Below are 12,261 nucleotides of genomic sequence, written 5' to 3' on the forward strand. Positions count from 1 at the left end.
GGCCTTTAGGAGCAAAGAATGACCTGGTTGGACGCACACTGGTTGACTTTGATCTTATTTGTTCCCACGGCGGGAGCCATTATTTTGCTCGTTTTACCTTTGCGTACGGAAAAAAGCCTGCGCGGGTTAGCGTTATTCTTTTCTCTTATTCCCTTGGTTCTTACCCTTGCCCTATGGGCGCGCTTTGCTGCAGCACCTAGTGTAGATGGCTTTCGATTTGTGGAGCGGGTAGATTGGTATAGCGCCATTGGGTCGTCTTATCACTTGGGAATAGATGGGCTTTCGCTTCCGCTTGTCCTGCTAACCACGTTACTCACACCACTGGCTTTGCTGGCCTCGAGCAGCATCAAAGAGAACCTTAAGGCTTACTTGGTGCTCTTCCTGTTGCTCGAGACTGGTATGCTGGGCGTCTTTCTGGCATTAGATCTATTGCTCTTCTTCGTTTTCTGGGAAGTCGGTTTGGTGCCCATGTATTTTCTGATCAGCCAGTGGGGAGGTGCTAATCGACATTATGCTGCGCTTAAGTTCATTCTCTATACCATGGGTGGATCATTGGGATTATTGCTGGCCATTCAAGTTATGGGATTAAGCAGTGGGACATTTGATCTGGTGGCGCTGTTCCAACGTTGGCCGGCCCTGGCGCGCTTAGATCTCCCACTGGGACTGTCCATGAGCACGGTTAAGGCCATTGCTTTTTGGGCTTTCGTGATTGCTTTTGCAATCAAGGTACCGATTTGGCCGTTTCACACTTGGTTGCCCGATGCTCACACGGAAGCCCCTACCGCCGGTTCAATGATCCTGGCAGGTGTTTTGCTCAAACTTGGTGGCTATGGGTTTATCCGTTTGGTGTTACCTCTCTTTCCCAATGAGGCGCAACAGTTTGCGCCATGGTTAGCGGCTTTGGCGGTGGCAGCGATCATCTTCGGTGCGTTGGGGGCGTTGGCACAGCAAGATTTCAAACGCTTGGTTGCCTATTCTTCAATCAACCACATGGGGTTTGTGGTCTTGGGTGTGGCGGCGGCAGCCCTGACTTGGCGGGCCGTAGATGCTCAAACCCGTCTGGATGCTAACCTTGCCCTAAATGGCGCCATATTGCAGATGTTTAACCATGGCTTAAGCGCAGCTGGGATGTTTTTCCTCGTGGGTGTCATTTATGATCGTGCTCATACCCGCGATTTGCAGGCTTTTGGTGGTTTGTATGCCATTCTTCCCGTTTATGGGACGATGCTAATCTTCACGGCCATGGCGTCTTTAGGGCTACCAGGATTGGGGGGATTTGTATCAGAGTTTTTGGTGGTGCGAGGGGCATGGCCGCAACTTATGCTGGCAACCGCTTTGAGCATGATTGGACTGTTTTTCACGGGGGCATATATCCTGAAAGCCTTGCGTTTGGTATTACATGGACCTCTTAATCCGCGCTGGCAAAATGTGCTCACGGATATGAATACTCTAGAACTAGTGGTTATTTTGCCCCTAATCGGTCTCAGTCTGCTTACCGGGTTATGGCCGGCCTGGATCCTAGGAATGATCAACCAAGCCATTGTGACATTTTTCTAATGAGGTGAGGAATGAATTTTCCCATTCTGAGCGCCATTGTACTAACACCCCTGGTGGCCGGGTTAATCTTGTTGTGCTTACCAGCGGACCGCCACTCTTGGGTGCGAGGTATTGCATTGGTCGCTGCTACGTTGGTATTGGGGTTAGCCCTGGTGCTCTATTTGCGCTATGACACCCATCTCGGGGGTTACCAGTTTATTGAACGTTATCCCTGGTTGCCAGATTTGGGTATCTCTTATGCAGTGGGAGTGGATGGGTTTAGTCTTCCGATGGTCCTGCTGGGGGCATTAGTCTTGTTTTCGGGTGTATTGGTCTCATGGAATGTCGAAGAACGACCACGTGAGTTTTTCGCATTTATGATGTTTTTGGCCACCAGCATTTTGGGGGTGTTTGTTTCTCTGGATCTTTTCCTTTTGTTCTTCTTTTTTGAGATCGCTGTCTTTCCCAAGTATTTGATGATCGTGTTATGGGGTTATCCCAAAACCCGCGATTATGGTGGCATGAAACTAACATTGTACCTGTTTATCGGTTCGGTGCTGGCATTAGTGGGAGCGCTAGCCCTGTATTTCAATTCGGGATTGCGTACCTTTGACCTTCTGGCGTTGGAGAAAGCCAATTTTGGTGTGGATTTTCAACGTTTCTGGTTCCCATTTATCTTCTTGGGATTTGCCGTATTAGGAGGTATCTTTCCTTTCCATAGTTGGGCACCGGATGGTCACGTAGCCGCCCCTACCGCCATTTCTATGTTGCTGGCTGGGGTAGAGATGAAGGTGGGGGCTTTTGCGGCTTTACGCACAGGAATCATGTTATTACCGCAAGGGGCTCAATTTTGGTCACCGCTTATTCTGGCTCTGGCTACCATCAATGTGGTCTATGGGGCGGCCATTGCCATGGTGCAGACCGATTTTAAGTACGTGATTGGTTTCTCGTCCGTTTCCCACATGGGGTTAGTGCTTATCGGCTTTGCTACCCTTTCCCGCGAGGGGTTGCTGGGTGCTGGCTTGCAGATGTTTTCACATGGGGTGATGACGGCTCTCTTTTTTGCCATTGTTGGCATGGTTTATGATCGTGCTCACACTCGCGATATACCCGCTTTGGGTGGTTTAGCACGGGTGATGCCCTGGGCGGCGGTGGGGTTCATCATTTCGGGTTTAGTTTCCATGGGAATGCCCGGCTTTTCCGGATTCATCGCGGAGTTCCCGGTCTTCTTGGGTGCCTGGCAACGCGCTCCCTGGGTAGCCGTTATTGCCGTATTGGGCATTATTATTACTTCAGCCTACATCCTTTTGGTCGTGCGGCGCGTTTTCTTTGGCGAAATGCCCGCTGCATTGGCGGATAAAGTGGGAGATGTAAGTGGAAAGGACAAGGGGGTCATCTTGCTGCTCTCAGCCATTATGATCCTTTTAGGGTGGTTCCCTTCGCTGCTTACCCCATTTGTTGAGTCGGGGGTGCGTCACATTTTAGCCTTGGTGGGAGGTGCGTGAGTGACGGCTTCAACCCTACCTGTAACCTATATTCGTGCTCTAGTCCCTGAGATTGGTTTATTAGTTTTGGCCGGACTGGTGCTGGGATTGGACTTATTTACCTCTGAAGCCTCACGCCGGCATTGGTTAGGTGGCGTGGTGGCAATTGGGATTCTTGTTGTTGGGATATTAAGTCTCGTCTTCGCCCTACCTTCCACGCCGCGTTTATTGTGGGGGGGAACCCTGCGCCTGGATGCGGTGGGGTTTGTCTTTCGGATGATCTTTCTGGCCGGGGCGGGGCTGACAGCGCTTTTTGCGATGCAGGTGAAAGCGATCGCCGGAAAAGGGGAGTTTTATGCCTTGCTTCTCCTGAGTGTATTGGGGCTAAGTTTGATGGCTTCTGCGGCGGATTTAGTCATGCTATTTATCGCCATTGAGACCGCTTCAATACCTCTCTATGTTTTGGCCGGCTTTTACCTCTATGATGTGCGGTCGGCTGAAGCCGGGTTGAAATACATGCTCTTTGGGGCGGTGGCGTCGGCAATGTTGTTATACGGTTTGAGTCTGCTCTATGGGATGAGCGGCACCACACGCTTGTACGACCTGCCGATGGCATTGCGTCAGGCAGAAGCCCCCCTCTGGCTGATCGCCATGGCCTTAGTCTTTGTTTTGGCGGGGTTTGGGTTTAAGATAGCCGCTGTTCCTGTTCATTTTTGGGCGCCTGATGTCTATGAAGGCGCGCCTACACCGGTGACAGGGTATCTTTCTACGGCATCAAAGGCGGCTGGTTTTGCGGTTCTATTACGATTTCTTATCGGTGCCTTTGCCGATCAAGCCTCGTTTTGGACGCTTCTGATCGGTATTTTAGCGACGGCGAGCATGTTAGTCGGTAATTACCTGGCGTTGGTTCAATCCAATGCCAAGCGCCTGTTGGCGTATTCTTCCATTGCCCAGGCCGGCTACATTTTGATCGGTGTTGCGGCTGGCACACCACTGGGAGCAACTGGAGCCGTATATTATCTGATTGCCTACTTAGTGACCAACCTGGCTGCCTTTGGCATTTTAGCGGTCGTTGAGCAGGCGATTGGATCAAGTGACTTGAAAGCCCTAGAGGGGTTGCAGCAACGTTCGGCACCACTGGCGCTTGCCATGTTGGTGGCATTGCTGTCATTGGGTGGCATTCCCCCCTTTGCCGGGTTTGTTGCCAAACTACTGGTTTTGGGCTCGGCAGTTGAGGCCGGTCAGATTTGGTTAGCCTTTGTGGGGGTGTTCAATTCGGTTATCGGGCTTTACTACTACTTAGTTGTGCTCAAGACTGTATATCGTTTCACACCTGGTGTTGAACCGATAAAAGACATTCGACCAGCCTGGCGACTGGCATTGGGATTTTGTGTATTGGGTATTTTGCTGGTCGGTACTTGGATTGCCCCCTGGTATACCTGGGCCGGAAGCGTGGCTAAGGCATTGTGGGTTTATTGACGCCACTTTTTAGCCCATGTTATAATCGCATCGTCATGACACCGCCACAGCCCGAGAAGGACCGCAGGCAGCAATTTATCAATCTCACCATTGCTGGCATTACTGGTCAGGTGGGGTGCCTGACCTTAATCATCGTGCTGCTGGCTGTTTTTGGGGGCATCTGGTTAGACGTTCGCTTGGGAACTCGACCCTGGTTCACACTGGGCTTATTGGTTTTAAGCATTCCAGTATCGCTAGCGGCTATGTTTTTCGTGGTAAAGAAAGCGGTCTCAAAAATAAAGCCTATTCCCCCAAAGGCGACTAAACCTACGCTGAAGGAGGCAAACCTTGGAGACGACACCTAAGAAGTGGCGTTGGGGCGTGAATCGCTGGATTGTACTGGCGTGTATTATTCTGGGAGTTTTTGCCGTAAATATTGCAGCGCCAGTGCGACCCCATATTCAGGTTGCACCTGAAAAACTTATTGAAGAGCCACTTTTCCATCTCGGTCCATTGGGAGATTTTTATCTGGTTAACACCCTACCAGCCCTGCTGATCGTTGACTTGATTGTCTTATGGATCGCGTGGTCGGTTCAGCGGACAGTGCGTAAAGGGGATTTGGTGCCACGTGGGATTGCTGGGGCTTTAGAAGCGCTGATCGAAATCCTTTATAACCTTACCGAAAGTTCAGCCGGAAGATGGGCAAAGGAAATTTTCCCCTGGTTCGCTTCGATTTTCCTCGTGGTTTTGATTGCGAACCTGATGAAGTTGGTTCCCGGCGTAGAAACGATTGGCATTATTCACCATGCCGAAAAGGACGGTCACGCAATTCAAGCCCTAGGAGGAGTCTGGTACACCCTGAGCACGGAGAAGGGCGAATATACGCTAACGCCCTTCGTGCGCGGTCTCTCAACCGATCTAAACTTTACCGTGGGTTTGGCACTGATCTCGGTGTTCATGACCCAGGTTATCGGTGTTCGAGCCCAAGGATGGCGCTATTTTCTTAAGTTCTTCAACGTCACCACGCTGTTTTCACGGCCTTTCTTCGGGGCGATTGATTTCCTGGTCGGACTTCTAGAGACTATTTCCGAACTGGCTAAAATTCTCTCGTTCTCATTCCGGTTGTTCGGAAATATGTTTGCCGGCTTTGTGTTGATTGCTTTGGTTGGCTCGTTGTTGCCCGTCTTTATCCCATCGTTTGTGTATGTGTTTGAGGCATTTATTGCCCTAATTCAGGCTTTTGTTTTTGGTATGCTCACCATGGTGTTCATGGCTCAAGCTACGCGCGGGCATGGTGGTGAGGGCGAACACCATTAAAGTGTTGGAACATTAATTTCGAGAACAAAAATTCATCGAGAGGAGGCGATTTAACATGACGGGTGATATCATCCTGGCGGCGAAGTTTATCGGTGCAGGTCTCTCTATGATCGGTGCTCTAGGGGCAGGGGTGGGCATTGGTCTAAGTGTACAGGGTGCATTGCAGGGAATGGCGCGAAATCCTGACGCTTATGGTAACCTGCTTACGAACATGATTCTCGGTATCGCATTCTCGGAAGCCATCGCCATTTACTGTTTGGTGATCGCTTTCTTGATGCTCTTCGTGCTCTAATTCCTCGAATGAAGGAGTGAACCTTGGAAAAATTAGGTATCTCCCTGGGAATGTTGTTTGTTCAAATTCTCAGTTTTGTCGTGTTGTTTGTGGTGTTGCGGGCCTGGGTGTTCAAGCCCCTCATGGCCCAATTGGAAAAACGCCGTAAGATAGTCGCACAAGGTTTAGAAGATGCCCGAGTAGCCGCCGAAGCCCGTGCTAATGCCGAAAAAGAGGCCAGCCGTATTATTGCCGAAGCCCAGGCAAAGGCTGCAGATATCGTGCGTGAGGCGACGGAGCGTGCCGAGGCGGTAGCGCGTGAAGTGCGGGCAACGCAAGAAGAGGAACTGCGTAAGCAACGCGAGCAGGCTTTGGCTGAGTTAGAGGCGGAACGCAATCGTGTGCTGAGCGAGATGCGTGGTCAGATTGCTGCTCTGGCCATTGCAGCGACGCAAAAACTGATTAAGGAAACGCTGGATGAACAACGTCAACGGGCATTGTTGGCAGAATTCTTCTCCGGCGTGCGGGATGGGAAGGTAGTTGTGCTCGAGGAAGAGACACTGACGGGCGGCGCTGCAGAGGTTACCAGTGCATTACCTTTAACCCCGGAAGAACAAGAGGTTGTCAAACGAGATATCCTCGCCCGTTTAGGAGGAGGTGCGTCGGTAACCTTCCGAGTTGACCCCTCAATTTTGGGCGGCTTAATCGTCCGCGTTGGGGATCGGGTAATTGATGGTTCGGTAGCCGGGCAATTGCAAAGCTTGCGCCAGCATTTGCAGTGAGTTTGGTCACCTCTTGGTCTTATTCTAACGCATCGCTTTATTATTAAAGATCAAACCCCCTGTCCATTCCGGCGGGGGTTTTGGTTGTAAAGGGATAAAATTCACTTTATGTCATACGCTTCGGTGATTGCCCTTCCACGACCTCTTTCCTTAAACGACATTTTGGCTCAAACGCCGATCGAGGTGCTGAATCCTGAGCCACTGCCACGCATCATGATCCAGGGGCTTTGTATGGATTCACGGGATGCTTTCCCGGGCTGTTTGTTTGTGGCCTTGCCGGGTACGACCACGGACGGTCATCGGTATATTCCCCAAGCTATCCAGAAGGGTGCGGTGGCTGTGATGGGAACTCAGCCCTATGATGCCAATCCTCATTCCGTCCCCTATATCCAGGTGCAAGATGCGCGCTTTGCTCTGGCTTATCTTTCTGCGGCGCTCTATAACTTTCCTGCCCGTTCCATGACCGTGATTGGGGTAACGGGCACCGATGGGAAGACCACCACCACAAACTTGATTTATCATGTCCTTCTTGCGGCAGGCCTAAAGGCAGGCATGATCTCAACCGTCAATGCTGTGATTGGGGATCAGGTGCTGGATACTGGATTTCATGTCACCACGCCCGAGGCCCCTGATGTTCAGCGCTATCTTGCCCTGATGCGTGATTCCGGCCTCACCCATGCTGTCCTTGAGGCGACGTCGCATGGTTTAGCCCAAGACCGGGTGACTGCTTGTGAATTCGATATTGCTGTGGTCACCAATATCACCCATGAGCACCTGGATTACCACGGCTCCTATGAGGCTTACCGTGCTGCGAAAGCCCGCTTGTTTCAATTTCTGGAAACGACACTCCCCAAACCCCAAGGAAACCCACGTCTCGCCGTGCTTAACCGCGATGATGTGTCTTATGGCTACCTGAGAGCCCTGGTCAAAGGGCCTCAAGTTGCTTACAGCCTCCAACCTGGGGCTGAGGTGTGGGCGGAAACCGTCCGCCAGGATGCAGAGGGGCTTTCATTTGTGGCTCATGTGGGTCAACACGTTATTCCCATACGTAGCCGTTTGATCGGCGAATATAATGTTTCGAACATCCTGGCGGCGATAGCGGCAACGGTGTTAGGATTAGGCGTGGCTCCGGAAGCGGCGCGGCTTGGAGTATTCAACTTGCCAGGTATTCCCGGACGCATGGAACGGATTGACTTGGGTCAAGATTTCTTCGCCATTGTGGATTTCGCCCATACGCCGAATGCCCTAAAGCGTGCTTTAACTACGGTGCGCCAGTTGACACGGGGGCGGGTGATCGCCATCTTTGGTTCAGCAGGGCTACGGGATCGCGAGAAGCGACACCTTATGGCAGCGGAATCGGCGCGTCTGGCGGATATCACGATTCTGACGGCTGAAGATCCACGTACCGAATCGCTTGAGGAGATCCTTGACGTCATGCTTCGGGCTGCGGTTCGGGAGGGAGCCGTAGAGGGTGAAACGGTGTTTCGGGTCCCGGATCGGGGTGAAGCAATTCGGTTGGGGGTGTGCCTGGCTCAACCCGGAGATGTGGTGATCGCCCTGGGCAAGGGGCATGAGCAATCCATGTGCTTTGGGACGGTGGAATATCCCTGGGATGACCGTTTGGCCATGCGGGCAGCCCTAGCTGAACGTCTGGGACTGTCCGGCTATTCCATGCCTTATCTGCCGACTCAAGGAGAAAGCGAATAAAAAGCCGCCCCATCTGAATATAATGGGGCGGCGGCATTGCAGATGCGCTTATTTTTTAGCGTCGTCCACCTGAGGGGGGCTTAGAACCACGGGAAGGTTTACCCGTCGGAGCCGAGGGACGCCGTGGCGCGCTGCCTCCGCGTCCTTCACCAGAGGGTTTGCGCGTACCGCCGGTACGTCCATTTCGATCGTGGGCTTGTGCCTCTTCCGGTGTCCAGCCTTCCAAAACGGCCTGACGCGAAAGGCGGATGCGTCCGTTCTCGTCAATATCGGTGACCATGACTGTGATCTCATCACCCACGCGCACGACATCTTCTACGCTCTTAACCCGCTCCGAGTCGAGTTGCGAGATGTGTACCATACCGTCCACATTGGGCAGAATCTCGACAAAAGCCCCAAAATCGGTGACTCGTACTACGCGCCCAGTGTAAATGCGCCCAATTTGTGGAACTTCGCATAGGCGCTCGATTTTCTCGCGTGCCAGAGCCGCCCCGTTGCCGCTGGTGGCTGCGATATACACAGTGCCATCTTCTCCGATGTCAATGCGCGTCTCTGTTTCGTCCTGAATGGCGCGAATCATCTTACCGCCTGGCCCGATGATGGCACCAATTTTGTCCACAGGCACCTTGATAATCGTAATGCGTGGCGCGTGCGGTTTAAGTTCGGGTCGTGGAGCAGGAATGACCTTCAGCATCTCATCCAGGATAAACAGGCGGGCGCGGCGTGCTTGCTCCAGGGCTTCACGCATGAGTTCGGGTGTAATTCCCTTGATCTTGATATCCATTTGCAGCGCGGTGATGCCCTTGGCTGTCCCGGCAACTTTGAAATCCATATCACCGAGGTGGTCTTCGAGCCCTTGAATATCGGTGAGGATCTGGTATTGGTCACCTTCTTTGATCAAGCCCATCGCAATGCCAGCCACAGGGGCTTTGATCGGCACACCGCTGTCCATCAGTGCCAGGGTGGAGCCGCACACAGAGGCCATGGAGGTAGAGCCATTGGATGAAAGCACCTCTGAGACGAGGCGTAAGGTGTAGGGGAATTCTTCCTCGGGCGGGATAACCGGCACCAAGGCCCGTTCGGCCAGCGCGCCGTGACCAATTTCGCGTCGAGATTGGCCGCGCAGGGGTTTAACTTCCCCGGTTGAATAAGGTGGGAAGTTATAGTGGTGCATGTAGCGCTTGGTTTCAACCGGTTCAAGGCTATCCAGTTCCTGAGCTTCGCGCGGGGTGCCCAATGTAGCCAAGGTCAAGACCTGAGTTTCGCCGCGGGTGAAAAGACCCGACCCGTGAGCACGAGGCGAGATTCCTACCTCACACCAAATGGGGCGGATCTCATCCGGTTTGCGTCCATCGGGGCGAAGGCCTTTATCAAGAATACGGCGGCGCACAATCGCACGATAGACCTCGGTGAAGGCTTCTTGGACTGCGCGCGCTTGGGTCGCATCTTCACCCGCCAGTTCCGCAACTAGATTTTCTTCAAGTGCGTCAATCGCATCGTTGAGTTCACTCTTGGTGTGTGGGGCATCAAGAAGGGCTTCGATTTGTTCTGCAACGCGGGCCCGGATGGCTTCGACCAAGGCGGGATCAATCTCAAAGATGGGCACCTCGCGCTTGGGTTTGCCGGCTTCGGCAGCCATTTGCAATTGGGCATCAATAAGCGGCTGAAGGGCTTGATGACCGAAGGCCAGGGCTTCTACCATGACGTCTTCCGGCACTTCGTTGGCGCCGGCTTCGACCATCAGAATGGCTTCACGGGTGCCGGCAATGCGCAAATCGAGGTCTGACTTTTCCTTTTGCTCAAAGGTGGGGTTGATGATAAATTGACCATCAATGCGCCCAATCCGGACCGCACCGATTGGCCCGCCCCATGGAATGTCAGAGACCATCAGGGCTGCAGAGGCAGCATTGACGGCCAAAATATCCAGGGGGTTTTCCATATCGGCAGAGATGGAAAACATAATGACCTGCACCTCATTGCGCATCCCTTTAGGGAAAAGGGGGCGAATGGGGCGATCAGATAGGCGGGCGATCAGGATGGCTTCTTCCGAGGGTTTTCCTTCGCGGCGGAAGAACGAGCCGGGAATACGTCCACCGGCATAAAGACGCTCTTCGTATTCTACCGTGAGGGGGAAGAAGTCTACATCCTCCTTGGGTTTGTCACCCATTGTAGCCGCGGCGAAGACGACCGAATCGCCCAAGCGAACGGTTACCGCACCGCCAGCCTGCCCGGCTAGTTTGCCGGTTTCAAAGATAATCGGACGACCACCAACAATGGCCGTAAATTGTTTGGCTTCTGGTTTATTCATATTCTCCTTTACCTCTTTTTTATCCCCCCAGCGGGTTAGGAACTGAAAACCATTGAGGACTTTTGTCCTCACCAGATTTCAACTCCCAACCGCGTGGGGGGAGAATGACCCTTTTAGTCTCAAAAAAGTGAGTAGATGGTCAACGTGCTGCCATCTACTCACCCGCTTTCTTCCGTTTATCGCGCTCGCAAGTTAAGACGTTCGGTCAATGCAGCGTATCGGGTGTAATCCTTGCGGCGCAAATACATCAGTAGGCGGCGCCGTTGACCTACGAGTTTGAGTAAGCCACGCCGCGAGGACTCATCATGTTTGTGAGTCCGGAGATGCTCGGTTAACTGGTTGATGCGATGCGTGAGCAACGCAATTTGTACCTCGGGTGAGCCGGTGTCGTCCTCGTGGCGCCCAAATTCGCTGATTAGTTTGTTTTTCTCCTCTTTTGTTAAAGTCATGACGTCTGCTTCTCCTAAGTTGAATTGATTTGAGCAGGTCTCCTGGTGAGCAGGTTGCTCCCACCCACCGGTCTAGTCACTGCGTTGTATATTATACCAGAGGTTGACTACTTGGTGGAGGTTGTTTTTGCGGCAGTAGGAACTGGCGTAGGGCCGTCTGAAGACGCTGGCGATAGTCCTCAGGGAGCAAAGGGAGCACCGATCGAATCAGGCGTCGTGCATGTGGGGGGGAAAGTAAACGCATTAATTGGCGTAGAAAATAGGTGGTTTCCGCAGGTGAACGTCCCGCCAGTGCTTGAAGCAGGTCAAATGCTTCCTGTGGAAGGGTAGATGAAAAGTTCTCCTGGAGCCATGTTGTGAGCCAATCGAAAATGAGGGGAAGGTTATCGAAGGTTGGATCATCCACCAGGTTGTGAAGAGCCTTCAGCGCGACCTTTTGCGCGTTCGATGAATCAGAGAAGAGCCAACCCTGGATCAGATTTAACCAGGAATCCCACGCCTCCCTCTTTATCCCCTCGGTGGCCAGCACGAGGATAGCAGTTAGGGATGAGTTCTCAATTCCCCGAACCCATTGTGTGAGGTGTTCTTGGATGATCGAAAGATTTTCGCCAGTTACGGGAATTGCGCTTATGAGCGTGGCGGCTAAATGACCGAAAAGAGAGGTGCCCTCCTCCCACAGAAGGCTAGCCAGATTAAGGGCGGATTCGGGGTACTGAGATGCAAGCGCCTGAAGTGTGGCTTCAATCTCATAAATAACTACCGGGGGCAATAATAATCGTTCTGAAGCTTTGGCTAATGGGACGGTTTCACCAGGGCGGTAGGATTGGTCAGCATATTGGTCCAACAAGTGCTTCAACCCGCGTTTGAACCGAGGTGCGTCCTCAAAGAGGGGCAATAGCTCTTGTAGGCGCTGGCGCAAGATATGGAGAGGGATTGCCGGCATAATCCG

At 52.6% G+C, this 12,261-nt stretch carries 11 protein-coding genes; 8 read left to right on the forward strand and 3 right to left on the reverse strand.

The window, feature by feature from the left end; genetic code table 11:
• The first annotated feature begins 18 nt into the window (after nt 1–18).
• From QYE77_RS13270 to QYE77_RS13305, 8 genes are all read left to right on the forward strand, one after another.
• A complete protein-coding gene (locus tag QYE77_RS13270) occupies nt 19–1,557 on the forward strand; it encodes a complex I subunit 4 family protein (protein WP_315625915.1) in 1,539 nt (512 codons plus the stop codon).
• Between the two features lie 11 nt (nt 1,558–1,568).
• Nucleotides 1,569–3,041, forward strand: coding sequence for a complex I subunit 4 family protein (locus tag QYE77_RS13275; protein WP_315625916.1), 1,473 nt, complete (start codon nt 1,569–1,571; stop codon nt 3,039–3,041).
• Nucleotides 3,042–4,499 carry an NADH-quinone oxidoreductase subunit N gene (locus QYE77_RS13280; protein WP_315625917.1) on the forward strand — a complete coding sequence of 486 codons (1,458 nt, stop codon included), beginning with the start codon at nt 3,042–3,044 and terminating at the stop codon, nt 4,497–4,499. It abuts the gene before it with no gap.
• Between the two features lie 35 nt (nt 4,500–4,534).
• Entirely contained in the window at nt 4,535–4,843 is a 309-nt protein-coding gene (locus QYE77_RS13285) for an AtpZ/AtpI family protein (protein ID WP_315625918.1), read from the forward strand.
• Nucleotides 4,827–5,795 carry a F0F1 ATP synthase subunit A gene (gene atpB, locus QYE77_RS13290; RefSeq protein ID WP_315625919.1) on the forward strand — a complete coding sequence of 323 codons (969 nt, stop codon included), beginning with the start codon at nt 4,827–4,829 and terminating at the stop codon, nt 5,793–5,795. The genes QYE77_RS13285 and atpB overlap by 17 nt, the downstream gene beginning before the upstream one ends.
• 55 nt (nt 5,796–5,850) lie before the next feature.
• Nucleotides 5,851–6,087, forward strand: coding sequence for an ATP synthase F0 subunit C (gene atpE / locus QYE77_RS13295; protein ID WP_299027224.1), 237 nt, complete (start codon nt 5,851–5,853; stop codon nt 6,085–6,087).
• A 23-nt stretch (nt 6,088–6,110) separates the two neighbouring features.
• Entirely contained in the window at nt 6,111–6,848 is a 738-nt protein-coding gene (gene atpF, locus QYE77_RS13300) for a F0F1 ATP synthase subunit B (RefSeq protein ID WP_315625920.1), read from the forward strand.
• A gap of 108 nt (nt 6,849–6,956) precedes the next feature.
• Nucleotides 6,957–8,555, forward strand: a complete 1,599-nt coding sequence (locus QYE77_RS13305) for a UDP-N-acetylmuramoyl-L-alanyl-D-glutamate--2,6-diaminopimelate ligase (RefSeq protein ID WP_315625921.1) — start codon at nt 6,957–6,959, stop codon at nt 8,553–8,555.
• 55 nt (nt 8,556–8,610) lie between these two features.
• On the opposite strand, the gene QYE77_RS13310 is transcribed toward QYE77_RS13305, so the two are convergent.
• From QYE77_RS13310 to QYE77_RS13320, 3 genes are all read right to left on the reverse strand, one after another.
• A complete protein-coding gene (locus QYE77_RS13310) occupies nt 8,611–10,863 on the reverse strand; it encodes a polyribonucleotide nucleotidyltransferase (protein ID WP_315625922.1) in 2,253 nt (750 codons plus the stop codon).
• Nucleotides 10,864–11,039: 176 nt separating this feature from the next.
• Nucleotides 11,040–11,312 carry a 30S ribosomal protein S15 gene (gene rpsO / locus QYE77_RS13315; RefSeq protein ID WP_315625923.1) on the reverse strand — a complete coding sequence of 91 codons (273 nt, stop codon included), beginning with the start codon at nt 11,310–11,312 and terminating at the stop codon, nt 11,040–11,042.
• A gap of 91 nt (nt 11,313–11,403) precedes the next feature.
• Nucleotides 11,404–12,255 carry a hypothetical protein gene (locus tag QYE77_RS13320; protein WP_315625924.1) on the reverse strand — a complete coding sequence of 284 codons (852 nt, stop codon included), beginning with the start codon at nt 12,253–12,255 and terminating at the stop codon, nt 11,404–11,406.
• Nucleotides 12,256–12,261: the final 6 nt, after the last annotated feature.

It is taken from the genome of Thermanaerothrix solaris, from assembly GCF_032334255.1.
GTDB classification, from domain to species: domain Bacteria; phylum Chloroflexota; class Anaerolineae; order Anaerolineales; family Anaerolineaceae; genus Thermanaerothrix; species Thermanaerothrix solaris.